The following is a 24,656-nucleotide window of genomic DNA, read 5'->3' as shown; positions in this document are numbered from 1 at the left end:
TTTGGATAAAATACCATCAATGTAAATGAAATGTTAATCTAATGTATGGCGAATTGTCAAAGAATGAACGGATCATTTTTCCATTTATTTTTTGAGGGCGCATAGTAAATGTTTATAAAACATATTGAAATTAATAATTTAGAATGTGATAGAGGTAAGACCAGAGATGTTATATGAAAGTATTGTAAATTCATCTAGGAAGGCGTTTAAATTACTCATCAACTAGAAGGATTTTACATTAATTCGCACAGAAAATTAACGCGTTGTCTTTAACTGATAGTAACTGCACCTCTACCGTCTATTTGATGATAGAGATGTGGCGCAGTAATTACATAATTTAATCTATAGACTGCTCAGACATTATAGCAATTGCCCTTACTCCATGCTTTGAGGGTAACTAAAATATTTTTTTATAAGTCGATAGCAAAGCCAAATTAATAAACTGGTGGATAATAACAGCAATAATAATAGAAGATACTCGATATAAAATAGAAAAAAATGCATCTTTTTGGCCGGGGATCACGCCTGTAATTGGGATCGTTAACGCCGCCATAGCCGAGAAGCCAATTCCTTTCATTGCTGGATTTTCACTGGCTAACCATTTACAAAAATAGCCAGAAGCAATAGCGAAACTTAAAATATACAAAATAGGATTGTCATACAGATTATACAGTATCAGCTGCATCGCCATCGCGGCTAAACAGCCTAAGATAGTCCCTACGATACGAATTCTAGCCATCATCAACGATCCAACAAGCGTCATTGGCGAAAGCATAATCAACATCGATGCTTGAGCAGATAAAGAGTCATTTAATGTTCCGATTTCAAAGATCAAAAACACAATCATGGCAACCATCCAACCTAAGGCCGTTTGTTCTAGCATCTCTCTTGGATCTTTACTTTGGCCTTCTACCTTTAAAACTGGGGCATACTCTTCTATTGGATCAGGAAATAAATAAAAAGCTAAAGCACAAATTGGTACAACCATAATCGCGGCAATCCATACTCCAACAATGAAGTTTTCTAAATCAAATGTCGCATACGAAGCAAAATTCAATAGTATTGAACCGACTAATAAGCCAGTATAGCCAAATAAGTAGCTCGCTTTATAATGCATTGCATGGCACTTAAACAACAACAAAATACCAACAGCAACCGTCATGAGAAGTGGATAAGGTTGTAGAAAGCCAACAATTAACGCCACTTGAATACTCACCCAAACAACACTAATAAACAGTTGAATAAACATCCCCCAGTTCCATCGATTTAGGTTCGATAATATAAACAGAGGTAATAATGTACCAAACATCCCATTAGACCAACCAAACAAGGTACACATGGCAAAGCCTAGTACACACCCAAACCATATCCGTAATGCTTTCATACCAACACCCAATTAATAAATATAATGCAGATAACTGATCATGGTAATTAAGCTATGGCCAATATAATCAATCACGGTATTTCCTGATGTATAGATAATCACTGTCGCTCGTGAGCCCACAAACAAACGAGGCGAAATAGAGTCTTCACTGATAAGGTTTACACGAACTCGTTGTGCGTCTCGTACCCACCGGTTACTCACTTCTACCGTACTCAGTTGCCCATTTGCTGTCTGTTGTGCTGAAGAAACGCCATAGTCTCGGCTCTCAACTAATAACGGGAACACCTCACCAGGTATCGCATCATAGGCAACCTCTGCTCTCATCCCTTTTTTCATTCCTGCTGTTGCTTTTTCACGGTAATCGGCAGAAATCCACAATGAGTCAGTTGGAATAAAAGTTAAAAGCGGTTGATTGGCATTAGCAAACAAACCAACATGCAACTGCATATTTGTAATTATCCCTTCGCTTTGCGCGATAACTTCAGTATGTTCTAAATTCAGTTGTGCTTGTTTTAAAGCATTTCTTGCAGAAAGTACGGCACTGCTTTGACCGTTGCCCTTACCCAACTTAACTTCTAGTGCGTGTAGCTTTTGCTTTGAAGCCATAAAATTTGCAGCAGCTTGGTCCCGCTTTGTCACAGCAGAGTCGAGTCCTGATACTGAGACCGCACCGGATTTAGCCAGTCGTTTTATACGATGATATTCTCGGTTAGCATTATCTGCAGTTACTTGAGTCGTTTTAACATTTGAACGTGCCGCTTCGATATCCGCCACTAATGACGCTTCTTGTTCTCTTGCTTGAGCTAATCCAATTTCGGCTTTTTGAACGGCCAATTGATATTTTTCATCATCAATCTTAAATAGTAATTCTCCCCTCTTTACTAATTGATTATTTGTGTGATTAACTGCAACTACTCGACCAGACACTTCGGGTGATATTTGAACAACAAAGCCCTGTACTTTGCTCTGCGTTGTCAGTGGCGTTAATCTATCTGCCATCACTAAATACGTAGTTACGAGGAGAAATAGTACAATTAAAATACGCATCCATTGTTTGAATTTTTGTTCTGCCGCTTGCATAGAAGTTCTCGATAAAGTCAAAATTGCTGTGATCAGGCTCTCATTATAGTGCGTGATTTTATTTCGAATAGATGGCAAAATATCACTTATACGACCTAAAAATAGGACAATGATGTGAATAAAGATTACGACATTAACATTTCATTTGATGATATTTATCTATTTGTTCTTATTGTTAGACATCAAGGTATAAGTTCTGCAGCACAATTTGCAGGGTTACAACGATCAAAAGTCAGCCGTCGTCTACAAGAATTAGAAAAAGCACTTGGCCATCAATTACTCATCAGAACGACAAGAGCTATTGAATTAACTCAGCAAGGGAAATGGCTATATGAGCAAGTATCTAATCCAATAAATACTCTCATTGATGCAAGTAAACTAATGAAAGAGCATCACTTAACGCCAAGAGGAAGATTAAAGGTTGCTATCCCACCCGCACTTGGGATGACGGAGATTTTCTCCCAGCTAATTGAACAGTATATGAAAGAGTATGCAGAGGTTAAATTAGAAATTGAGCATCATGTTCAATCGTTGGATCTTCGTCGTGAAAATGTTGATCTACAAATTCTACCGAGCTACATTGAACCTTTGCATGATGACTATATTCAACAAAGGCTCCTTCAAATCCCTTATAGTATGGTTGCTTCTTCTGAATATTTAGCGCTTAACGGATGCCCTGATAATGTGGCCCAACTCAATAATTTTCATCTACTAGCTAGCCGTTATAACAAAAGCTTGCTCCCTCAAGGACTAGATTATCAATTATTTAGTGATGATCTAAATCTACTTCAACGATTAGCACTTTCAGGTAAAGGTATTGCTCTTCTACCATCAATCTTAATTGAAGATAAAATCAAAAATGGCCAACTCATTGAAGTGTTACCCAGAACCTCTTTTACTGATTTGACCATTACTTTGGTTTACCCAACCCCAAGTTATTTGCCTGAGAAAACACGGGCGATGGTGACTTTATTTAGAGAAACGTTTTCAAATTAACACCAACAAAAAAGCCAACATCATGAAAGATATTGGCTTATTTTTTCTCTTGAATATTTTTATAGCAATAGAAATTACGCTTCTAATACATCTAAATTTATGTATTTACCCATATTTTTACGCTTAACACTTGGCATATATGGAATTTCACCTAATTTTGGTGCTGACATTTTATCTTCTAACATCGTGATAATTTCAGCGTAATTTTCAGTACCTGGATTTACTCGGTTTGCTACCCAGCCAATGATCTCTAAACCATCATGCTGAATGGCTTCTGCCGTTAACATCGCGTGGCTCAAACAACCTAATTTAATACCAACAACTAATACAACTGGAAGTTTTTCTTGTTTAACCCAAGTAGACAAACAATCGTCTTTAGAGACAGGAACACGCCAACCGCCAGCGCCCTCCACTAATACTACGTCTGATTTAGCTTTTAGTGCAGATAAACCTTGTGAAAGAACAGAATAATCAATCACTACATTTTCAGCGGCTGCTGCAATGTGTGGTGAAGCTGGCAATAATAATGCGTACGGGTTTACTTCTTCGTAACTTAATTCAACATTGGCAACAGAGCGTAAATGGATTGCATCAGAATTTTGAACGCCTTCACCTTGGTCTTCAGATCCTGCTGCTACAGGTTTATATGCGGCTGTATTTAGCCCTTTCATATTTAATGCATCTAAAATCGCTTTAGAAGAAACGGTTTTACCCACATCGGTATCTGTACCTGCAACAAAAAATGCATCAATCATTACTTATAACTCCAAAGCCTACCTGATAAGTAGCAGGTAGCTTATTAAATTCATTCTTAAAAATTTGATACGCTTCTTCTACTGCTAATAGCTTTTCTTTACTCAATAAACCTGAGTGGCGACCATTAGGTAAATGCGTTGCTCCAATTCCTTTTAAATCTTTCATTAAAGCAAGAGCAGAAGAATACGTCATCTCGACTGGTGTGCAGTCTAGTGTAAAATTCTTACTGTCAGATTGCGCTAACGCAAGGTTTACCATAGATGGCGTAATAAAATCGTTAACATGTTGATATGAATCAACCTTTGACCACGATTTTTTTAACTCAAACAGTGAGCCATTTAACAAAGTTGAGAATATAACCTTGCTTTTATCATGGGTAACTCGGTTCATTTCAGTTAAAGGAACGGATAAATCCTGACACCATTGCAATGCTAAGCTAGAAACAACCACATCAAATTCATTATTGATAAAGGGTAAATGCTCAGCATCCCCCTGAACATAACTAATGTTTATTTCACCACAGCGATCTTTGGCTTTATCTAACATCGATTGAGACAGATCAAACGCAACTACTATTGCACCACGTTTCAACAGCTGCTCACTACAATAACCCGTTCCGCAACCTACATCTAAAATACGCAGCCCTATTAGATCACTTGGTAAATAAGATAACAGGGTATCTGCCACTTGACGTTGAAATTCAGCAGAGCGATCGTACGTGTTAGCCGCTTTACTAAAGGCGGCTTGAATCGCTTTTTTTTCTTGGTTTGGTGTCCAATTTGAGGTTTCTATGGCGACTGCTTGATTAACCATAACTCATCATCCTAATTTTGTTATTGCTTGCGTCAGCTGCTTAATGTCTTGTGGCGAGTGATTGGTACTGAGTGTCACTCTTAATCGCGCTGTTCCTGTTGGTACAGTCGGTGGACGAATGGCGGTTGTCCATAAACCTTGTGCTTTTAGTTTATCTGACATATCAATTGCAGCGTTTGCTTCACCGATAATAATAGGTTTAATTGGTGTTATCGTTTTCACCGCTCCTGAAAAGCCAGTCAATTCTGATTCAAATTGTTGATTTAATTCTTTGAGTTTTTCACGTCGCCATTCTTGTTGCTGGATCATAGATAAAGCATGAGACAAGGCGTGGGCTTGAGCTGGTGGCATTGCCGTAGAATAAACATGATGACGAGCAAATTGTGCTAAGTAATCACCACATTCTTGATTGCATAAAACCGCAGCGCCAGATAAACCAAAGCCTTTACCAAAAGTAACCACTAAAATATCAGGTGTGGCTTGATAAAAATCACAACAACCTCGACCATTACTACCTAACACTCCACATCCGTGGGCATCATCCACCATTAGCCATGCGTTGTTATCTTTGGCTACAGTGGCAATATCTAATAATGGGGAAAGATCGCCATCCATACTAAATACGCCTTCAGTCACCACTAAAGAAGGTGAATCATCACAAGCGTTTAATAATTTAGTTAAGTGGTTAATATCATTATGCTTAAAGCGTTTCATCGTTGCAGGTGACAATATACCCGCTTCCATTAACGAGGCATGATTAAGTTTATCTTGCAGTAAGGTGTCGCCTTTTTCTAATAATGAAAAAAGCACCGCTTGATTGGCACTAAAGCCTGAATTAAACAGTAATGCGCAATCAAACCCCAGCCATTCTGCCAATTGAGATTCTAGATCAGCATGAGGTTTAGAATAACCGGTAACCAATGGAGATGCGCCACTGCCACTGCCATACAAAGAAAGCCCTTGCTGCCACGCTTGAGTTAACTCTTTACTGCCAGCGAGACCAAGATAATCGTTACCTGAAAAGTTAATGTAAGATTGACCATCCACCACTAATCGAGATTGATTACCTTGATCTATTACTCTTCGAGAGCGATTTAGCCCCGCTTGCTTACGTTGAGTAAGCGCGGAGCTAATACGTTGATTAAACGCTTGCTTCATAAAATAGATCGTCTTTTTCAGGACGAGAAGCGACACGCTCAGCAACACGGTCTAATAATTCGTGCTCTTGAACCACATCTGGCTTCTGCGCAACTTGTTGACTATTTACACCCAATTTTTTAAACAGTTGCATGTCACTGTCTTCATCTGGGTTTGGTGTAGTCAGCAGCTTACAGCCATAAAAGACCGAGTTAGCACCAGCCATAAAGCATAACGTTTGCATCTGCTCATTCATGCTTTCACGACCTGCTGATAAGCGAACTGCTGATTCAGGCATCATGATACGAGCAACTGCAATCAAACGAATGAAATCAAATGGGTCAACATCTTCTGCATCTTCTAATGGCGTGCCTTTTACTTTTACCAGCATATTGACAGGAACAGACTCAGGATGCTGAGGAAGGTTCGCTAATTCAACAAACAGACCTGCGCGATCACTGTCACTTTCGCCCATACCAATGATACCGCCAGAACAAATTTTCATTCCTGCATCACGCACATGAGATAGCGTGTCTAGACGATCTTGATACGTTCGAGTAGTAATAATATTGCCGTAAAACTCTGGTGAAGTATCTAAGTTATGGTTGTAATAATCTAAACCTGCGCCGGATAATTCATCCGCTTGATCTGAGGTGATCATGCCTAGCGTCATGCACGTCTCAAGGCCCATCTCTTTCACGCCTTTGATCATATCAAGAAGATAAGGCATATCACGCTCTTTTGGATTTTTCCAAGCGGCGCCCATACAGAAACGAGTTGAACCTGAGTTTTTCGCTTTTTTTGCTGCATCTAATACGCTTTCTACTTCCATCAAGCGTTCACGATCAACATCAGTACGGTAATGAGCACTTTGAGGGCAGTATTTGCAATCTTCAGGGCAAGCGCCTGTTTTAATTGATAGCAAAGTACTTACTTGTACGTAATTCGCTTGTTGGTATTTTCGATGCACTAATTGTGCTTCAAAAACTAAATCCATGAATGGCTTATCCATCAATTCTTGTACTTCTGCGACTGTCCAGTTATGTCTCACTTCCACGTGTAAATTCCTTTCGTTAACTTGCTATAACCATTGCTATTACTAAGATCCGACCACTCTTTTTTGTGGTTTTTGGCTTATATTTATACTTGGCTAGTCTACGGTTAAACGATACACTGTCAACCTTAAAGGAAAGATTAAGTTTACAACTGGTGAATTAATGAACAATAACGTCGATTTGGATTTTGACCGTCAGCACATTTGGCATCCCTATACTTCTACTATAAACCCACTTTCTTGCTACCCTGTTACCCATGCTAATGGCGTACATCTCTATTTAGAAGATGGCCAAGAGTTGGTGGATGGTATGTCTTCTTGGTGGTCAACCATTCATGGTTACTGTCACCCTCACCTTAATCAAGCGCTTAAAGATCAAACCGATAAAATGGCACATGTGATGTTTGGTGGTATTACTCATCAACCTGCGGTCGATCTTTGTAAAAAACTGGTAGAACTTAGTCCCTCACGATTAGAGCAAGTCTTTTTAGCTGATTCAGGCTCAGTAGCCGTTGAAGTAAGCTTGAAAATGGCGCTGCAATATTGGCACGCCAAAGGCCAACCTCGATCAAAGTTCATTACTGCTCGTCACGGTTACCATGGTGATACCTTTGCTGCAATGTCAGTGACTGACCCTGATAATTCCATGCACGGTTTATATAAGGGGTTTTTACCGGAGCACCTGTTTGTTGAATCTCCGACTAGTAAATTTGGTGGTGAATGGAACCCTAAAGATATTCTTCCTTTAGAAAAGATGCTAGCAGAGCGCCACGAAGAAATTGCAGCAATGATCCTTGAGCCTATTGTTCAAGGCGCTGGTGGGATGCGTCTTTATCACCCTCAATATTTAAAAGAGGTTCGTCGTCTATGTGATCAATACGGCTTACTGCTAATTCTAGATGAGATTGCGACAGGTTTTGGTCGAACAGGAAAACTGTTTGCCTGTGAACATGCCGATATTGAGCCTGATATAATGTGTATTGGTAAAGCGCTCACTGGCGGTTACATGACGTTATCTGCAACCCTCACTAGTAAAGTTGTTGCCGATACCGTTTGCGGTGGAGACGCTGGATGCTTCATGCACGGCCCAACCTTTATGGGAAATCCATTGGCCTGCGCTGTCGCTAATGCTAGCTTAGAATTGATCCAACAAAATCATTGGCAGACCCAAACTAAGCAAATTGAAACCTGCTTTTCAGAATTATTACCGGCACTAAAAAAACACGATGTAGTTGCAGATGTTCGATGGCTTGGAGCGATAGGTGTAGTAGAACTAACTACTCCAGTAGAAATGGAAAAGATCCAAGCGCACTTCGTTGAACAAGGGGTTTGGATACGTCCATTTGGTAAGTTGATTTATATGATGCCGCCGTTTATTTCACAGCCTGAACACATTACTAAATTGGTTAATGCCATTGATAGTGCGTTAAGTGAGCTCTTCTAACCCAACCTAATTGTTCAATAATAGGCACAAAAAAACCGATACCTTTGAAAGAGTGTATCGGTTTTTTTCATTAACTATTTGCTAAATACGTATTATTTTTTTACTTTCGGTTCATTAGTAAAATCATCTTCTACTAACTTATAAATAATAAAAATAGCCAGCTCTAAGAATGCCGTCAGCACCAAGCTCATGATCACGTAGCGCTCACTAAAAATACCAATACCGTGAAGAACGGTTGATTGAATAATCAAACCGCCAACCGCAACTAAAATAAACAACTGTAAAAACTTAATGAACTTCAGCATTCAAATCCCTTCTTTCTTATTTATAACTATCTTAAAATTAATTGAAATCAACCTGTATAGAGTACACCAAATTGAGTTCATCTCTATGACTAACTAGTCAAATTTACTTATTTTTCTTAATTTTAGAATGAAAATAAGAGCTATTCTGGTATCCACTTGTCATTTAGCTTTGAAGTTAATATATGATCTTCCCAAGCACCATTAATATAGAGGTAGTCTTTTGCTAGCCCCTCTTTAACAAAACCAAGAGCTTCCAACACTTTCCCACTTTTTAAGTTATGAGGAATATACGCTGCCATAATTCGATGCATATTTTGAATGGAAAACATCCAATTGACTGTATTTTTCACTGAGCGCTGCATTATCCCATTACCTTGATAATACTCATCCAGTGAATAGCCAAGATGACTAGCATAAAAAGGAAAACGAGTAATATTACTATAACTAACCGTGCCTATTATTTTTTTCTCTAAAGTATCTATCACCACAAAATAAAAAGCTAGATTATGCTTATGTAACTCAACAAGCTGCAACAAGCGCTGCTTCCAACCATCAGCAGTAAAGAAAGCATTAGCACGCTTTGGTTCCCAAGGTGCTAAATGGTGACGATTGCGCATGAAATAATTAGCGATCATCACAGCATCGGCGCTTTTAATTAAGCGAACCTGGTAGTGATCAAAATCAAAATGTACATCCATGTTGTTTCTCCTTACTTCTTACCAATACCGTAATCGCGCAATTTATTCGCAATGGCGGTATGTGAAACCCCTAAACGCTTAGCTAATTTACGGCTTGAAGGAAATTCACTATATAGTCCAGATAAAATGCTCGACTCATACGACTTCATGATCTCATCTAATGAGCCATCAACATTAATATTAATAACATTCGTATTGTTATCAGTAATTGGCAGCATAAAATGAGAAGTACTTAATTGGTTCCTGTCCATCTGTGTCAATGCTTTTAACGTCGCACTTCTAAGCTGACGTACATTACCCGGCCACGAATAACTGCACAAATAATCATACACATCTTCAGAAATCGACGGCTTTACGATACTTAACTCTTTACATAGTTGAGCAACAAAAAACTCAAATAACGTCGCTACATCTGATGCACGTTCACGCAGTGGTGGAATTTCTAAAAATAATACGTTTAAACGGTAATAAAGATCCTCTCGGAATACGCCTTGCTCCACTAATTCTAGTAGTTCCTTTTTACTTGCGCCAATAATCCCAACATCCACATGGATCTCTTTCTCTTCACCCACACGGCGGAAGTTACCATCTTGAATAAAGCGCAATAATTTAATTTGTAGCAACGGGCTCATTTCACTGATTTCATCAAAGAAAACCGTTCCGCCGTCTGCTTGTTCAATGATCCCTCTTTTACCTTCTGGCATATTAGGAAATGCACCTGGGGCATAACCGAATAATTCCGTTTCAGCGACATCGTCTGGCATCGCCGCACAATTGACCACCATAAAGGCTTTGCCAGAACGAATAGAGGCATTATGACACGCGCGAGCTAGCATTTCTTTGCCTGTGCCAGTTTCACCTTGGATAAGTAAAGACTGATCAATATCTGACAGTTTCTTTGCTTGAGAGATCAGTTTTTTATATTTAGCGGATGACCCAACAAAATGCTCAAATCCAAGATTAGACGATTCAGGTAAGAATGGACGAGCTTGTTGAGCATCAATCGAAGGCTTAATAATGACGACTGCACTGGCTAAAATAGAGGCGTTATCATCATCGGTAATATAAACAGGCATGATTTCCATGACATAATTTATCCCCTCGATTTCCATTGATTCTCGCTGACGAATACGAGACTCTTCTAACCAATGAGTGATATTGAAATCAGGCAGTAATACACTTGCAAACTGGCCAATAAGCGTTTCTTTATCTACATTAAATAACGAGGCCACCGCCTGATTTACATTGTCGATCTTACCTTTCAAGCTAATAGAGAAAACAGGATCAGGAAGTGTACTTAAGACCGCTAATAACTCGGTATTGCGACGTTCACTTGGTAGGAATGGAATTTTACGAACATCTATCACTCCCTCAATTCGACGAATTCTAGCCATTAATTGACTAAATTCATCAAATTCTACTTCTGGAAAATTAAGATAGATTAACCCTGTTTTTTCAATCTCAATATCTCTCAAATCGATGTTTTGAGAAGCTAAAATATCAAGTAATTCACGGGTTAACCCTAATCGATCTTTACATTGCACTTCAAGACGCACAAAAGTTTCCTTAACTAAGATAACTGTCACAATATGTTTACAGGCAGTTTGCGCGAGTACAAAAAAAGAGTCAAGCTGAAGTGATCTAAATAGAGAGTTAATTCGTTTAATTAGCTACTGATAATAAAAATAAGCAATGGAGTGTCAATCATGGATATTAAAGTTGGTATTAGTTCATGCGTTAATGGTGAAAGTGTTCGTTTTGACGGTGGACACAAAAGCAATAAATTTGCCTCTAAAGTACTTGCACCCTACTTTACTTATGTACCTATTTGTCCAGAGGTTGGCAGTGGTATGTCGGTACCAAGACCTACAATACGTTTAATTACAAACGAAGAAAGAATAGCACTAGTTGACTCAAAAGATGCGTCTTTGGACTACACCGATTCAATGGTAGAGTTTTCTCAAAAAACGGTTGATAGACTGAAAGAAACAGAAATGTGCGGCTATATTGTTTGTGCGAATTCACCAAGCTGTGGCATGGAACGAGTTAAGGTATACAGCAAAAACAGTGCGACAAAAAATGGGGTTGGGCTTTACACTCAAATCCTAATGAAAGAGATGCCTTGGTTGCCAGTAGAAGAAGACGGCCGATTGAGTGATCCTGTACTTAAAGAAAACTTCATTACTCGTGTTTTCTGTTTACATGACCTGTACAAATCAATGGATGGAGAGCCAACGTCAGGTAAAATCATTGCTTTCCACTCTCGCTACAAATACACCCTGATGTCACACTCCACCGTTGGATACAAAAACTTAGGTAAATTGGTTGCGAAAGTAGCGGAATATGACATAAATGAGTTCTTTGCTATTTATCGTACACAGTTAATGCAGACAATGGCGATCCGCGCTTCTCGTAAGAACAATACGAATGTGTTGATGCATCTTCAAGGCTATTTCAAGAAAGAACTAGAATCTCAACAAAAGATAGAATTAGCTCAAATCATCCAAGACTACAATCAAGGTTTACTGCCTTTATTGTCGCCTATTACCTTAATTAAACATCATTTAGGCATTCATTCTAATGAATATTTAGCAAAACAATCTTTCCTTAATCCATACCCTCAAGAATTGAGATTACGCTATGGATTATAAACCAACCATGCAATGCGTTTGGTTTCGTACTGATTTAAGATTGGCGGATAACCCAGCGTTATCCGCAGCTCTTGCTAATCAAGCGCCTACTGTCGCCATCTTTGTTGCCAGTGAATCTCAATGGCAACAACACAATAAAGCGTCAATTCAAATCGATCTGATAAAGAGGCGTTTGCTTGAACTTAAAAAAGAGCTGCACGCACTAAATATTCCACTACTGGTGTTATCCTGTCCTTGGTTTAAAGATGTACCACTACAGCTTCACACATTGTGTAACGATCTTGGTATATCACATCTATTTGCCAATAAAGAATATGAGGCAGATGAATTACGCAGAGATGCTAATGTTGCTGCACAACTGTCTGATGTTCATTGTGCTTTTTATGATGCCAAATGTGCCGTAGAAGTTGGAAAAGTGCTGAATAAAACCCACCAGCCCTATAAGGTTTTTACACCCTTTAAAAAAGCGTGGAGAGAGTACTTTTATCAACACTTTCCAACCATTGAAAAAGTGACCGCTTCAGTTGAGTTATCGGCAACGCAGTTAAACTCACTTCAACGCTATCATAACCATACATTTACTGGCTCTATCAGTAATGAAAGCAAGGCGTGGTCAGTTTCAAATAAAACGATAGTTAATGCTATGCGTAAGTTTTGTCGTGAAAAATCGCAACAATATCATGACCAACGAGATTACCCAGCCATAGAGGGGACCAGTCAACTCTCTCCTTATTTGGCTATTGGTGCGATTTCAGCAAAACAGTGCATTTTACGTTTGCATTTGGAAGCAAATAACCAATTAACTCAGGGACAAGAGATCTGGCTTGATGAATTAATATGGCGAGAGTTCTACACTCATCTCCTTCACTTTTATCCATTGCTATCTAAAAACCACGCATTTTTGAGTTTTGATAAGTACATTCAATGGAATAACGACAGAGATAAATTTGAGCAATGGTGTAAAGGTGAAACAGGGTTTCCTATTGTTGATGCCGCAATGAAGCAACTCAACAATATCGGTTGGATGCATAATCGGTTACGAATGATCACTGCCAGTTTTTTAGTCAAAGACTTGCACATTGATTGGCGCTGGGGCGAGCAGTACTTTATGTCAAAACTTATTGATGGTGACTTTGCATCGAATAATGGAGGATGGCAATGGTGTGCATCAGTGGGCTGTGACAGTACGCCTTATTTCCGTGTTTTTAATCCCACAACACAAAGCGAACGATTTGATAGTAATGGTGTTTTTATTAAACATTGGCTACCAGATTTATCGGAACTAACAGGAAAGCTACTGCATCAACCCGATAGCAACCCCCTATTGAAACCGGATAATTACGTAGATCCTATTATTGAGCATGCAGTACAACGATTAAAGACATTAGATATCTATAAGCACGCCAAAGCTCAGGATGTTGCTAATTAACCATAGCAAGTATTATGATGGTCTCATCTGTTATTAAGAGTTGTATTAATTGATGTTTAAATCACTACCGTTAGTTCTTGCTGGGCCTATTATTAGAAAATCGAGTGCGACTGAAGTCAACTTATGGTTAACGACTTCAGAACGCCTCGAAGGTCGTACTCTAATTCAATGGGCAGATAATGCACTTGAGTTTATGATAACCGAGCAGCAATGCATCCAAATCGGTCACCATGCCTGGGTTTATCTACTGCGATGCCAAGCGGACTTTCCGGCAAATCAAGCTCTCGAATACGATATCATGACTCAACATGGCGCATTATCTACTTTATTGCCTAATGCACTTTATCCTAATGAGTCTCTATTCTCATTCATAATTAAAGACAAAGCCGATTATGTCTTACATGGTTCATGCCGTAATCCTCACTATCCAAGTAAAGACAGCCTAGTTATTGCTAATCAACAATTGAAAACGCAAGCACTGAAAGACAGGGCCTCTTTATTGATGATGAGCGGTGATCAGATCTATGCAGATGATGTCGCAGGACCAATGCTAATGGCAATTCAGCAAATAATTCCTCAACTAGGATTATTTGAAGAGTCGCTTCCTGATACCGAGATCCCAACAAGCAGCGCGCTCTATACCCATCAACATAATCTTTACCTGCGCGATAAAATTTTGCCACACTACATTGATAATACTAATTTCCTTTCTCGATGGAATGTCTATAAATCACGCCCTATTTTTAGCTCCAGTGAGCATGAGAACCATCTAATGACCTGTGCCGAATTCTTCGTCATGTATCTATTAGTTTGGTCACCAACCTTGTGGGAATGTGTAGATCTGCCCGCCTCTCTTCCTGATCCAGAAGGTAAATTGGATAAGAAATGGCACGCTTGCTGGAAAACAGAAAAAGCCGTTATTGAACAATTTGTGCAAGGACTCAATGACGTCCAGCAACTGTTTGCTCATATACCGACTTACATGATCTTTGATGATCATGACATCACTGATGATTGGAACTTAACTATTGGATGGGAAAATGCCGTTAATGGGCATCCGCTAGCAACGCAAGTGATTGGTAATGGCTTAATGGGCTACTTTCTGTGTCAAGGTTGGGGAAATAACCCTGAACAATTTGATGACGAATTTTTAGAGAGTTTCCGTCAACTCTTTCGCCATTATAAGCATGAGCAGCATACACAACTTATCAGACAGTTAACTCGATTCGAGCAATGGCATTACTCTATCCATACAACGCCTAAAGTTGTGGTATTAGACACTCGAACTCGTCGTTGGCGTTCTGAATCCAATACTAATAAGCCTTCAGGTTTGATGGATTGGGAGGCAATGCTTGATTTTCAGCATGAGCTTATTGGACAAGAGGCCATTATCATTATCTCTGCTGCGCCTATTTTTGGGGTTAAATTTATTGAAGCCCTGCAAAAAACAATGACGCTACTAGGTCAACCTTTAGTTATTGATGCAGAAAACTGGATGGCTCACCCAGGCTCGGCAAATACACTATTGAGTATTCTTACTCACCCTAAAACACCACAAAACTTTGTCATTCTATCTGGTGATGTGCATTACTCTTTCGCCTATGACATTAAATTGCGTCACAGTAAATCAAGCCCTGATATCTACCAAATTACTTGTAGTGGGTTTAAAAACGAGTTTCCTAATGTCTTACTTCGTTGTTGTGATTTTATGGACAGGGTGCTCTATAGCCCACACTCTCCGTTAAACTGGTTTACAAAGCGTAAGAATTTATTAGTCACCAAACGAGATCCATCGGTCACAAATAACGATAAGTTAATTAATAAAAGTTCAATTGGGGAATTAAGGTTGGATGAAAAAGGCAAGCCGGAACAGATTTCGATTTTAACCGCGGAAGGAGAATCTATTTCCTTCTTGCCTAAATCAAGTGATTAAATCACTTTGTACTATTAAAAATAGTGAGAATTGAAAACATTAATCGTTGAGGGTGGTGTCAGAACCGCTCTCAACCTCTATTGAATTATGGAAGTATAGGCCCGCTTCAATTGCGTCTAGCCACTCTAATTCCACTTCTTCATGGCACCTAGTTTTCTCAAGGTAGTTTGCACTCATATTAATATCCTTATGTGAGTTCCAAGAGCCCGATTATACGACTCTTAAATTGCAATACTGTGACAGAGATACAAAATCCTATTCAAATCGCACCACCACAAATGGTAATGATTATTATTAAGATTGAATTTTCTCTCGTTTTATCCTACTCTATAGAACTGTTCTCTACTGAATCTCTATTATGAAATCCACGTTTTTATTTTCTCTTACTGCTGTTCTTTTGTTATCAGGTTGCAGCCAACAAATTAAATCAACATCAACAGCTTCTCAAGCTATCACTAGTTTCTATGATTACCAATTACTATCACCAACAGGCTCTACTTTATCTCTTACTGCTTTACCTCAAGAGATAATTGACGCTGATGTTATTCTGATTGGTGAATGGCACACTCACGCAGCAGTTCACCGTTTTCAAACCGACTTATTTAAACAGCTCTCTGCGACAAACCCTGAATTAGCTCTATCTATGGAGCAGTTCAGTCGTGATAAACAGATGATTATCGATGAGTACTTAACCGGTAAAATTGGTGAGAAAACATTAATGTCTGACGCTAACGCTTGGCCTAATTATGAAAGTAACTATCGTCCATTAATTGAACTTGCAAAAGCAGAAGAACGTGATGTTATCGCTGCAAATGCCCCAAAACCAATCGTAAAATGTATTGGTCAACAAGGCATTAGTTATTTAGATAAACTCGATATTGATGAAAAATCATGGTTGGCTAAACACATCGATCTTTCTGACTCACCTTATAAGTCAAAGTTCTTATCTTCTATGCACCACGGCGATGAAGAACAAACTCAGAAACAATTTGCAGCTCAAATGACGTGGGATGCCACGATGGCAGAAAGCATTGTTAATTACTTAGCGCTACACCCTAAAGCGCAAGTAATGCATATTGCAGGAAAGTTTCATATTGAAAATGGCCTAGGGACAGCAGCACAGATAGTAAAATTAAACCCAAATCTTAATGTCGTGGTTATCTCTCCACTAGAAAAAGCCTCTAATGAAGGCTCTGACTATCAGTTAGAGGTTTTAACGCCACCAAAACGCTTTGTTAAACAAGAGAACATGATGAAAGCATACAAAGAGATTAAAAACCGTAACAATGATCTTGTATGTAAATGATTAACTAATAAGAAATAAAAAACCACTCACTTCGACGAGGGAATAAAGTGAGTGGTTTTGGTTTATTTTCGGATAACAAGTACAACTTCACCTACTTGTACACCCCATTTATAAATTTCAGTTTGGTTAATAACAACGCTATCTGAGACTTGATAAATCCAATCATCAAACTCGACTTCATAGTGTGAATCATCTACCTTTAGTATCATTGAGTATTTCCAATTAAGAGCATTCCCTACGCTTTTTCCATAAGCCGTATCAAGAATATCACTGGCGACTCCTGTGTATGAACTATCACCTAAATCTTGAATAACCCAAGTTCGCTCTTGTTCTTCACCGTCATTAAATAGAAATTGTTCGTCTAATGTTAATATATCTCCGCTCCACTGGGCTTGAAGATCGACAGTGAATGTTCTTATCACAGTGCCATTAAAGTCCTTTACTATCCCTTCTGCTTTTAAATCATCTTGAAAAAAAGCTTTCATTGAGAATTCAGGGGTTGTACCTGCATAATCATTAATATCTTGAGAAGAACAACCTATTAATAGAATGCTGAAAACGAATAGGATTATCTTTTCCATTATTATTCCCCTATTAATTCAAGACGTAGATCTGGGTAAGTCGTTTTTTCCGATACCCAAATATCGAGGAAAAGCTGAGAGAAGTCTTTACTTGCGATTTTTCCAATGGGTTTATCATTTAGAAAAAACTGATTATTCCCTATCTCATCAATACTAAAAACTAGCTTGTCTTCAGGCTTAACATCAGGAAATACTTGTTCTAACTCAACTAGCCAAAAATCTAAATCAGGATGCTTAATTGATTGCTCTTCCCATTGTTCTTTGGTCGCTTTAATTAAGTTTTCTTTTGTTATATTACGATAATATTCAATCTCAAGTGCTTGTGGGTATTGGCCATATACAAACTGACCTGATGTGGTAAATAGTTGCGCTTCATACACTGCAGATTAAGAACCATGACAGCTCTGATTTTCCGCTGCTTTGTAGACCTTTTAATGGAGCCGCGGCAGCACTATTTATTGTTAATAGGCTTATTACTATGGCAAATATATTCATCAATCTTTTCATGACCCTTCCCCTCATTATTTATTCTTGCTCTTAAACGCTTTTGAATAATAATAAATACGGGGAGATTTACCGCCCAGATCACTCCAATTGAAAATAAAGTGATTTGATATGAATATGAGAAATCAACAGCACCTAATCGATGACCAGCTAAATAGTTTAGTGGCCCAGCAATCGCACCAAGTAAGGCAATTAATCCAAGATTGAAACGGGATAACCAGCCTAAACTATGGTTAATTGCAAAACCGAAATGACACCATAGTAAAATAAGCCACACAGGTATCAGTACATCATTAGGGAATTGATATACGCCGGTAAATGACAGTAACACATCCCCAAGAACACCTAACATCGAAATAAAAATGAGTAAATAAAAGTCTACTTTTCGAGTTGGTGATACTAAAAGATGAAGCAATATTGAAACAAGTAAGAAAGGAATAGCTTGCTGTTGATAAAGGATCACAGCAAACCAAACCAATTGAAACCAGATCGCATTGATTATAGGAAAATAACGTAACATTGGAGCCTCCTACACTACCAATCTAAATAAATTTGTTACTAGGTTACTTATCCAGATTGGCATAAATATAAGTAATGCTCAACTAACACACCCCATGTTGTGGTTTAGCAGCCACTAAATGCACAGTACTTATCTTGCGTTCTAAAAAGCCACCTTCGCAGTAACAAAGATAGAACTGCCATAAACGAATAAAGTCATCGCCATAACCCATTTGCTTTAAATCACTGTTAGCATCATCAAAACGTTCATACCAATGACGTAATGTTTTGGCGTAATCTAAGCCTATGTCATGTAGTGAAGTAATCACCATATCTGTGTTTTGTGCCACTTTATTTGCCATGACACTAACTGATGGTAAACAACCCCCAGGGAATATATAACGCTGAATAAAATCGACGCTTTTACGGTATTGGTCATAACGTTGGTCTGCAATGGTAATTGCTTGAATTAACATTTTACCTTCAGGTTTAAGGTGTCGACTACACACATCAAAAAAAGTGCTTAGATATTCGTGTCCTACTGCTTCTATCATTTCAATCGAAACTAATTTGTCATACTGACCTTCAAGCGTTCGATAATCTTGCTTTAGAAGCGTAATTTTATCTTGCAGCCCTAATGCGTTAACTCGCTGCTCTGCAAAGTCATATTGAGCATCAGAAATCGTCGTTGTGGTAACATTTACACCATAATGTTGTGCTGCATAAATAGCTAACGCTCCCCAGCCCGTGCCTATTTCAAGTAAAGTTTCACCTTCTTTTAGCTCAAGTCGCTCACAGATAGTGTGTAATTTAAATAACTGAGCTTCTTCCAAATTTGCATCGGCATTAGGATAGATAGCACTTGAATACAACATTTCTTTATCCAGAAACATTTTGTACATTTCATTGCCTAGGTCATAGTGCGCTAAAATATTCTTTTTAGACCCTTCTTTGGTATTTTTATTGCGCTTGTGGTTGATTAAATCAAAAAATTGAACCAGTTTACTAAAGCTATTTTCTACTCTGTCAAGCACACCTTCTTCACGGCCTAGCACTTGAATAACCTTCGTTAAGTTCGGACTTGTCCACCAACCAGCGACATACGCCTCACTCGCACCAATGCCACCACCGAATAAAATTTTTCGATACGCTTCTGTGTTATTGATCTCTACCACTGCTTGCAAAGAGGCTAATGGATCTCCTAAAACAACTTGTCCTGATTCGTCATTTATCGTCAGTGAGGCTTGAGTCATCTTACCTAAATAATCCAACAACACTTTACGTGCCATCCCATCAATCCAACTCATTGGCTTATTGTTTTTATCATTGCTTAATACTGACTCTTTCAATACTGTTCTCTCTATTTGATTACTAGCCATTGCTCTCTCCTTATTGCTCTGGGTGTGGCACAAACGGGATTCGTTTTATGAATAATTTCAATGCTTGCCAATAAATGCCCCATACTATTTTTACGGTCATCATGGGAATAGAGATCACTTGTTCACGTATATTTTTTGAATTAAATTCTTTTCGTGTCATGGCTATCGTTGCATCAAAGATTTTTTCTTGCTCTTCATCTAAGCCACGGTTTTCTAAATGTAACGATAATCGCTTGCTTGGCGCTTTAATAAACCAATGATATTTCATATTCAGATCCAAAAAAGGCGATACATGAAAGGTTTTATCTATGATTTGCTCAGAACCAATTTTTATTAAGTAATAGTGAGTTTGATTCCATGGCGTATTACTCACTTCTGCCAATAAATCTGTCAATTCACCTTGTTGGTTATAACAATAATAAAGATTAATCGGGCTAAAATAGATCCCAAAACAACGAACCTGCCCAACAAAGAGCACTCGACCTTGGTTGTTATTTCCACCCAACTCACTCACTTTATTCCAAACAGATTGCTTTAGAGGCTCTTCTTGATTGCCAAGATAATCAGAACGTCGAAAACTTAGAGGAGCAAAACGTCCTTTTTTGAACCACCCCACCTGTTCGGTTTTTTCTAATTCATCCAAATCTAAGGCGACAAAGAACATCTGATAACTAAAACTATGCGTCTTAGTTTGAAATCGTCTGTGCCTTACGTCACCGTGATAGAGGCAGGAATTGATCATAGGCTAATTCCAAAACGTTGGCACACATCAAGAGCACTTTTCACGCCATCTTCATGGAATCCGTTATACCAATAAGCACCTGCAAAATGGGTATGGTGTCGACCACAAATTTCTTCTCGACGAGCTTGTGCTTCTATAGTGTCTGTATTAAATACAGGATGATCGTATTTATATGAGCCTAATATTTTATCTTTATGAATCAATGGCGAATTGTTTAAAGTGACACAAAACGTTGTTTCTTTGGTTTCTAATCCTTGGAGAATATTCATATTATAAGTAACACTGGATGGATTATTTTTATTTCCCGTATCCAGATGATAATTCCAAGCCGCCCATGCACGTTTTTGTATTGGTAATAAGCTCTCATCAGTATGCATAACAACTTCATTCTCTTGATAAGTGAGTTTGCTAAGCACCATCTTTTCTGCTGTTGTAATATCACTTAACATTGCTAATGACTGGTCGCTATGACAAGCCAATACCACTTCATCAAAGTCATGCTTATCCTCTCCATTTATCTCTAACGTTACTCCTCTAGGGTTTCGAGTCACACTGGTTACTGGGCTATTTAAATGTATTTTATCTTTAAACGTCGCAATAAGAGGCTTTATGTATGAATGAGAACCATTAGGAACCACATACCATTGAGGTCTATTAGCAATATCTAACAAGCCATGATTATGGAAAAAGCGAATAAAGAAATGCAACGGAAACGCTTTCATATCTTGTAAGCTGGATGACCAAATAGCCGCACCCATCGGTAAAATATAGTGCTCAGAAAAATAGCTGCTGTATTCATTACTGTATAAGAAATCACCTAGTGTTCCATCAATATCAAGATCGATATGATCATCACTGTGCTCTACACTCCACAGCTCTTTACACTGTTTGTTAAAGCGTAAAATCTCACTAATTAAAGATAAAAACTTAGTATTAAATAAGTTTGCGCGTTGAGCAAAAAGTGTATTTAAATTATGGCCATTATACTCAAGACCAGAAATGACATTTTTTACACTAAAACTCATTTCTGTTTCTTGTCCTGATAAACCAAGTTGAGTTAATAATTCAATAAAGTTTGGATAGGTTCGATCATTAAACACAATAAAACCAGTATCAATATCCCACTCTTTTCCTTCTGCTTTTACTCGTTTTGTTGCGGTATGCCCACCAATATAATCATTAGCTTCAAATACTGTCACATCGTGCTCTCGTGATAATAAATGCGCACATACCAATCCTGAAATACCTGTCCCAACCACTGCAATTTTTTTCATTATCGTTTCATCCTTAAAGCGAGCCAGTGCCATATACGATCTGGGAGACTTCCCATTAAAATTAAAAAACTCGTAAATGGAAATGGAAAATGAATGTGTTTTTTATTTTTATCTATACCTTCAATTATATGCTCTGCTGCTTTATCAACGTCGATTAACATTGGCATAGGAAAATCATTTTTATTTGTAAGCGGCGTTTTAACAAACCCAGGGGCAATCACACTAATAGTAAATTGTTCCGGTGGTATATCTAATTGAAGCGATTTTGCCAAATAATGAATTGCCGCTTTACTTGAGCCATACGCTTCTGCCCGTTGAAATGGTACGTAGGAAGCACTTGAACCCATTAACGCTAAGTGACCACCCCGCTTCATTTTTGGTATTAGTGCTTGTAAACAATACCCAATTGAAATGACGTTGGTTGTGATCACTCGCTCAAATAATGCAGCATCAAACTGAGTCGCGTCATCGATGTATTCACACGTTCCCGCATTAAGAATTACGGTATCTAGCATTTCAATACTAGAAAGTGCTTCAAGAATTGAATGACTGTCATCAAGGTCAAAAACGATCTCAATTAAACTACCGTTGCCTTTTGCGGTCGTTAAATAATCTGAATCAACATATCCAGAAAAATTACGACCACACGCATAAACCCGATAACCTTGTTTAAGGTATTTGTTTGTTAAAGAGAGGCCTATGCCCGACGTTGCACCTGTGATTAATATTGTTTTCATGACTGCATTCTCTTTTTAATCAGCTTTACCGCTGAACCAAGAACTGGTAAATGCTCATACAGCATCTGCCCCATGTCTAAGTAATCTCTGTGGTAATACACTCTTTCATTGAATTTAATATGTGAGGTGCCATCAACAGAAATACATTTCCCTTTACCTATTTTAGGATGGCTGTATTCCATAGTCCAAAAAAGGCTGGCTTCACCATCATTCTCAATAACATGATGGATATGAAACTGACAATTCAAAATATTTTCGTATAAGTGTTGAAAATATTCGGCAAGCATAGGAAGCCCATCTATTTGATGTACGGCATCAATAAATTGAATATCATTGGAATAGATTTCAGGAAGACGATGAAGAGTTGAGCGATCTAATTCACCATAAAGTGATATAAATGTAGTAACAAAATTAGAGTGCTTCATGATGATATGTCCTTATTAAACTTATGAAATACTACGTGGCAGCATTCAAAAAAGATCACATCCTGTGATCTTTTTAATAAAAGAAAATTAGCTTTAACTCAGCTTGCTTACTTATATTTATATATTAGTACAATAAGTTACCTATCGGATTAAATAATTTGCTTATTCCCTGAGTAAAATGCAGTGGCGCATTTTGTACAGTGTAACATAAACATCCATCAGTGGTTTTAGGGCTATGTGCATGCGAAGAGTCTAACCAAATAAAATCACCTTTATGATAATGTCCTGATTCATCTTCAAAGCTGCCATCTAACAATAAGGTTAACTCAAAACCTTTATGAGTATGTGTAGGGATCACGCCACCGGCATTGATATACAATAAGTTAGACCGTGTCACCCCTTCTTCTATCAAACGAGCACGACTTACCGCTCCCATTTGATTCCATTTCATATCGACATAACGAGTCAGTACACGAGGTAATTCATAATGAAAAGAATCAATAAAAATATGTTCTACCGATGGCTCTTCCAAATAGCTAGTTTCAACCTCGGTATTTAATATACCGTTAAGCATTTGAGAAAAATCAACCGACTCAGCTTCTGCTGGCTCTTTCCACGCTTTTGCTGCAAATTCTTGAGTTAATTGTTCAGACTTTCGCTTACAATGTTCACACAAATCACAATGCAGCGTCATACCAACAGCAAGAGATTCAGGTAAATCACCGTCGACATGAGAACGTAATAATGCATCGCTAGGATGGTGGGTAATTTTATTCATGCTCATACTCCTGTCTTAATTTGGTTAATGCTAAACGCAGCCGTGATTTAATCGTTCCTATTGGTTCACTTAATTGTTCTGAGAGCTCTTGTTGAGTCAAGCCTTGTTCATAAATCCCTTCCACAACCACTCGTTGGTTATTAGGTAATATGCTCACTGCCTTCTTCAATTTTTTCGTTTCCAACCAATCTAGCTCTACGGCCTCTACTTGCTTATCAAATAATGGCCACAACTCGTCACTGACCGTATCTTCTCTATTTGATTGCATTTTGCGTAACATATCAAAGCTATGATTACGCATTACCGTAAATATCCAACCAGACGCATTACCTTTGCTTTGATTGAATAACGTCGCTTTTCGCCAAACAAGCGTCATCGTCTCTTGGACTAAATCCATTGCTAACGTTGGATCATTGAATTTCTTTAATCCATAGGCACGAATTTTAGGTGCAAACCAGGTAAATAGCTCTGAAAACGCTTGCTTATCTTGACTTTCAGAGACTAAATTCAGCCAGAGATCCAACTGTGCAATCTCTTCTTCACTCTGCACTAACTTATACGTTGAGTTCATTCTATTACCAACCTCTATGTGCTGATTTTGCATAGTCACCTCCGAGATAGTTTATAACTAATACGAAGAGAGATAAGAAAAGGATCATTATTACATCGATATTAATTACTATACCAATTAATACTAATAAAAGATAAAAGGCCACTCGAAATAACGAATGGCCTTTGCATACAATTAAGGA

The 24,656-nt window shown here is 38.3% G+C and carries 25 protein-coding genes and 1 pseudogene; 6 read left to right on the top strand and 20 right to left on the bottom strand.

The window, feature by feature from the left end; all coding sequences use genetic code 11:
- Positions 1-375: 375 nt before the first annotated feature.
- Together ACU5DF_RS00230 and ACU5DF_RS00225 are read right to left on the bottom strand one after the other, a co-directional pair.
- Positions 376-1,384: pseudogene (locus tag ACU5DF_RS00230) on the bottom strand (DUF2955 domain-containing protein).
- A 12-nt stretch (positions 1,385-1,396) separates the two neighbouring features.
- Positions 1,397-2,464: an HlyD family secretion protein gene (locus ACU5DF_RS00225; RefSeq protein WP_446712451.1), complete on the bottom strand. Its 1,068-nt coding sequence runs from the start codon at positions 2,462-2,464 to the stop codon at positions 1,397-1,399.
- A 114-nt stretch (positions 2,465-2,578) separates the two neighbouring features.
- On the opposite strand from ACU5DF_RS00225, the gene ACU5DF_RS00220 reads away from it, so the two are divergent.
- The gene (locus ACU5DF_RS00220; protein WP_446711327.1) at positions 2,579-3,460 is read left to right on the top strand and encodes a LysR family transcriptional regulator; all 882 of its coding nucleotides are present in this window, start codon (positions 2,579-2,581) and stop codon (positions 3,458-3,460) included.
- 74 nt (positions 3,461-3,534) lie between these two features.
- Here the strand turns inward: ACU5DF_RS00220 and bioD are convergent, their stop codons facing one another.
- Genes bioD through bioB form a run of 4 tightly spaced genes read right to left on the bottom strand, consistent with a single transcriptional unit; the run spans position 3,535 to position 7,223 of the window.
- Positions 3,535-4,215, bottom strand: coding sequence for a dethiobiotin synthase (bioD, locus tag ACU5DF_RS00215; protein ID WP_446711326.1), 681 nt, complete (start codon positions 4,213-4,215; stop codon positions 3,535-3,537).
- The gene (gene bioC / locus ACU5DF_RS00210) at positions 4,208-5,029 is read right to left on the bottom strand and encodes a malonyl-ACP O-methyltransferase BioC (RefSeq protein ID WP_446711325.1); all 822 of its coding nucleotides are present in this window, start codon (positions 5,027-5,029) and stop codon (positions 4,208-4,210) included. Before bioC ends, bioD begins: the two co-directional genes overlap by 8 nt.
- A 6-nt stretch (positions 5,030-5,035) precedes the next feature.
- Positions 5,036-6,187: an 8-amino-7-oxononanoate synthase gene (gene bioF, locus ACU5DF_RS00205; RefSeq protein ID WP_446711324.1), complete on the bottom strand. Its 1,152-nt coding sequence runs from the start codon at positions 6,185-6,187 to the stop codon at positions 5,036-5,038.
- Complete coding sequence (gene bioB / locus ACU5DF_RS00200; RefSeq protein WP_446711323.1) at positions 6,171-7,223, bottom strand: biotin synthase BioB; 1,053 nt, start codon at positions 7,221-7,223, stop codon at positions 6,171-6,173. Before bioB ends, bioF begins: the two co-directional genes overlap by 17 nt.
- Positions 7,224-7,383: 160 nt before the next feature.
- On the opposite strand from bioB, the gene bioA reads away from it, so the two are divergent.
- Complete coding sequence (gene bioA / locus ACU5DF_RS00195) at positions 7,384-8,664, top strand: adenosylmethionine--8-amino-7-oxononanoate transaminase (RefSeq protein ID WP_446711322.1); 1,281 nt, start codon at positions 7,384-7,386, stop codon at positions 8,662-8,664.
- Positions 8,665-8,756: 92 nt separating this feature from the next.
- On the opposite strand, the gene ACU5DF_RS00190 is transcribed toward bioA, so the two are convergent.
- The 3 genes from ACU5DF_RS00190 to tyrR all read right to left on the bottom strand — a co-directional run bounded on the left by ACU5DF_RS00190 (position 8,757) and on the right by tyrR (position 11,223).
- Positions 8,757-8,969 carry a hypothetical protein gene (locus ACU5DF_RS00190; protein ID WP_446711321.1) on the bottom strand — a complete coding sequence of 71 codons (213 nt, stop codon included), beginning with the start codon at positions 8,967-8,969 and terminating at the stop codon, positions 8,757-8,759.
- A 140-nt stretch (positions 8,970-9,109) separates the two neighbouring features.
- Positions 9,110-9,667 (bottom strand): ribosomal protein S5-alanine N-acetyltransferase, encoded by a 558-nt coding sequence (rimJ, locus tag ACU5DF_RS00185; RefSeq protein ID WP_446711320.1) that lies wholly within the window; start codon positions 9,665-9,667, stop codon positions 9,110-9,112.
- 11 nt (positions 9,668-9,678) lie between these two features.
- Positions 9,679-11,223, bottom strand: coding sequence for a transcriptional regulator TyrR (gene tyrR, locus ACU5DF_RS00180; RefSeq protein WP_446711319.1), 1,545 nt, complete (start codon positions 11,221-11,223; stop codon positions 9,679-9,681).
- A gap of 150 nt (positions 11,224-11,373) precedes the next feature.
- Between tyrR and ACU5DF_RS00175 the strand changes: the two genes are divergently transcribed.
- The 3 genes from ACU5DF_RS00175 to ACU5DF_RS00165 are packed head-to-tail and all read left to right on the top strand — an operon-like array spanning position 11,374 to position 15,680.
- The gene (locus ACU5DF_RS00175; protein ID WP_446711318.1) at positions 11,374-12,318 is read left to right on the top strand and encodes a YbgA family protein; all 945 of its coding nucleotides are present in this window, start codon (positions 11,374-11,376) and stop codon (positions 12,316-12,318) included.
- Complete coding sequence (gene phrB, locus ACU5DF_RS00170; RefSeq protein ID WP_446711317.1) at positions 12,308-13,747, top strand: deoxyribodipyrimidine photo-lyase; 1,440 nt, start codon at positions 12,308-12,310, stop codon at positions 13,745-13,747. Before ACU5DF_RS00175 ends, phrB begins: the two co-directional genes overlap by 11 nt.
- A 52-nt stretch (positions 13,748-13,799) precedes the next feature.
- Positions 13,800-15,680 (top strand): metallophosphoesterase family protein, encoded by a 1,881-nt coding sequence (locus ACU5DF_RS00165; RefSeq protein ID WP_446711316.1) that lies wholly within the window; start codon positions 13,800-13,802, stop codon positions 15,678-15,680.
- 39 nt (positions 15,681-15,719) lie between these two features.
- Here ACU5DF_RS00165 and ACU5DF_RS00160 read toward each other — a convergent pair whose 3' ends face one another.
- Entirely contained in the window at positions 15,720-15,857 is a 138-nt protein-coding gene (locus tag ACU5DF_RS00160; protein WP_446711315.1) for a hypothetical protein, read from the bottom strand.
- A 181-nt stretch (positions 15,858-16,038) separates the two neighbouring features.
- On the opposite strand from ACU5DF_RS00160, the gene ACU5DF_RS00155 reads away from it, so the two are divergent.
- Complete coding sequence (locus ACU5DF_RS00155; protein ID WP_446711314.1) at positions 16,039-16,986, top strand: ChaN family lipoprotein; 948 nt, start codon at positions 16,039-16,041, stop codon at positions 16,984-16,986.
- 62 nt (positions 16,987-17,048) lie between these two features.
- On the opposite strand, the gene ACU5DF_RS00150 is transcribed toward ACU5DF_RS00155, so the two are convergent.
- The 10 genes from ACU5DF_RS00150 to ACU5DF_RS00105 form a co-directional block, all read right to left on the bottom strand.
- Positions 17,049-17,567: a DUF3833 domain-containing protein gene (locus ACU5DF_RS00150; protein ID WP_446711313.1), complete on the bottom strand. Its 519-nt coding sequence runs from the start codon at positions 17,565-17,567 to the stop codon at positions 17,049-17,051.
- A gap of 2 nt (positions 17,568-17,569) precedes the next feature.
- The gene (locus ACU5DF_RS00145; protein ID WP_446711312.1) at positions 17,570-17,947 is read right to left on the bottom strand and encodes a chalcone isomerase family protein; all 378 of its coding nucleotides are present in this window, start codon (positions 17,945-17,947) and stop codon (positions 17,570-17,572) included.
- Between the two features lie 71 nt (positions 17,948-18,018).
- Positions 18,019-18,591 (bottom strand): DUF2878 domain-containing protein, encoded by a 573-nt coding sequence (locus ACU5DF_RS00140; RefSeq protein WP_446711311.1) that lies wholly within the window; start codon positions 18,589-18,591, stop codon positions 18,019-18,021.
- An 82-nt stretch (positions 18,592-18,673) separates the two neighbouring features.
- Positions 18,674-19,948 (bottom strand): class I SAM-dependent methyltransferase, encoded by a 1,275-nt coding sequence (locus tag ACU5DF_RS00135; RefSeq protein ID WP_446711310.1) that lies wholly within the window; start codon positions 19,946-19,948, stop codon positions 18,674-18,676.
- Between the two features lie 10 nt (positions 19,949-19,958).
- Positions 19,959-20,690, bottom strand: a complete 732-nt coding sequence (locus ACU5DF_RS00130) for a DUF1365 domain-containing protein (RefSeq protein WP_446711309.1) — start codon at positions 20,688-20,690, stop codon at positions 19,959-19,961.
- On the bottom strand, positions 20,687-21,964 hold the full coding sequence (locus tag ACU5DF_RS00125; RefSeq protein ID WP_446711308.1) for an NAD(P)/FAD-dependent oxidoreductase: 1,278 nt from the start codon (positions 21,962-21,964) through the stop codon (positions 20,687-20,689). Before ACU5DF_RS00125 ends, ACU5DF_RS00130 begins: the two co-directional genes overlap by 4 nt.
- Complete coding sequence (locus ACU5DF_RS00120) at positions 21,964-22,701, bottom strand: SDR family NAD(P)-dependent oxidoreductase (protein ID WP_446711307.1); 738 nt, start codon at positions 22,699-22,701, stop codon at positions 21,964-21,966. Before ACU5DF_RS00120 ends, ACU5DF_RS00125 begins: the two co-directional genes overlap by 1 nt.
- Complete coding sequence (locus ACU5DF_RS00115) at positions 22,698-23,126, bottom strand: nuclear transport factor 2 family protein (protein WP_446711306.1); 429 nt, start codon at positions 23,124-23,126, stop codon at positions 22,698-22,700. Before ACU5DF_RS00115 ends, ACU5DF_RS00120 begins: the two co-directional genes overlap by 4 nt.
- Positions 23,127-23,250: 124 nt before the next feature.
- On the bottom strand, positions 23,251-23,904 hold the full coding sequence (locus tag ACU5DF_RS00110; protein ID WP_446711305.1) for a ChrR family anti-sigma-E factor: 654 nt from the start codon (positions 23,902-23,904) through the stop codon (positions 23,251-23,253).
- A complete protein-coding gene (locus ACU5DF_RS00105) occupies positions 23,897-24,508 on the bottom strand; it encodes a sigma-70 family RNA polymerase sigma factor (protein WP_446711304.1) in 612 nt (203 codons plus the stop codon). Before ACU5DF_RS00105 ends, ACU5DF_RS00110 begins: the two co-directional genes overlap by 8 nt.
- Positions 24,509-24,656: the final 148 nt, after the last annotated feature.

Source organism: Aliivibrio wodanis, assembly GCF_052920805.1.
Note: the sequence above shows the minus strand (reverse complement) of the source record. Positions and strands in the feature narration are given on the sequence as shown.

Coding starts and splice junctions, on each gene's coding strand:
- ACU5DF_RS00225 (WP_446712451.1), bottom strand. CDS start 2,464: ATGCAAGCGGCAGAACAAAAATTCAAACAATGGATGCGTATTTTAATT.
- bioD (WP_446711326.1), bottom strand. CDS start 4,215: ATGATTGATGCATTTTTTGTTGCAGGTACAGATACCGATGTGGGTAAA.
- bioC (WP_446711325.1), bottom strand. CDS start 5,029: ATGGTTAATCAAGCAGTCGCCATAGAAACCTCAAATTGGACACCAAAC.
- bioF (WP_446711324.1), bottom strand. CDS start 6,187: ATGAAGCAAGCGTTTAATCAACGTATTAGCTCCGCGCTTACTCAACGT.
- bioA (WP_446711322.1), top strand. CDS start 7,384: ATGAACAATAACGTCGATTTGGATTTTGACCGTCAGCACATTTGGCAT.
- ACU5DF_RS00190 (WP_446711321.1), bottom strand. CDS start 8,969: ATGCTGAAGTTCATTAAGTTTTTACAGTTGTTTATTTTAGTTGCGGTT.
- rimJ (WP_446711320.1), bottom strand. CDS start 9,667: ATGGATGTACATTTTGATTTTGATCACTACCAGGTTCGCTTAATTAAA.
- ACU5DF_RS00175 (WP_446711318.1), top strand. CDS start 11,374: ATGGATATTAAAGTTGGTATTAGTTCATGCGTTAATGGTGAAAGTGTT.
- phrB (WP_446711317.1), top strand. CDS start 12,308: ATGGATTATAAACCAACCATGCAATGCGTTTGGTTTCGTACTGATTTA.
- ACU5DF_RS00165 (WP_446711316.1), top strand. CDS start 13,800: ATGTTTAAATCACTACCGTTAGTTCTTGCTGGGCCTATTATTAGAAAA.
- ACU5DF_RS00160 (WP_446711315.1), bottom strand. CDS start 15,857: ATGAGTGCAAACTACCTTGAGAAAACTAGGTGCCATGAAGAAGTGGAA.
- ACU5DF_RS00155 (WP_446711314.1), top strand. CDS start 16,039: ATGAAATCCACGTTTTTATTTTCTCTTACTGCTGTTCTTTTGTTATCA.
- ACU5DF_RS00150 (WP_446711313.1), bottom strand. CDS start 17,567: ATGGAAAAGATAATCCTATTCGTTTTCAGCATTCTATTAATAGGTTGT.
- ACU5DF_RS00140 (WP_446711311.1), bottom strand. CDS start 18,591: ATGTTACGTTATTTTCCTATAATCAATGCGATCTGGTTTCAATTGGTT.
- ACU5DF_RS00135 (WP_446711310.1), bottom strand. CDS start 19,948: ATGGCTAGTAATCAAATAGAGAGAACAGTATTGAAAGAGTCAGTATTA.
- ACU5DF_RS00130 (WP_446711309.1), bottom strand. CDS start 20,690: ATGATCAATTCCTGCCTCTATCACGGTGACGTAAGGCACAGACGATTT.
- ACU5DF_RS00125 (WP_446711308.1), bottom strand. CDS start 21,964: ATGAAAAAAATTGCAGTGGTTGGGACAGGTATTTCAGGATTGGTATGT.
- ACU5DF_RS00120 (WP_446711307.1), bottom strand. CDS start 22,701: ATGAAAACAATATTAATCACAGGTGCAACGTCGGGCATAGGCCTCTCT.
- ACU5DF_RS00115 (WP_446711306.1), bottom strand. CDS start 23,126: ATGAAGCACTCTAATTTTGTTACTACATTTATATCACTTTATGGTGAA.
- ACU5DF_RS00110 (WP_446711305.1), bottom strand. CDS start 23,904: ATGAATAAAATTACCCACCATCCTAGCGATGCATTATTACGTTCTCAT.
- ACU5DF_RS00105 (WP_446711304.1), bottom strand. CDS start 24,508: ATGCAAAATCAGCACATAGAGGTTGGTAATAGAATGAACTCAACGTAT.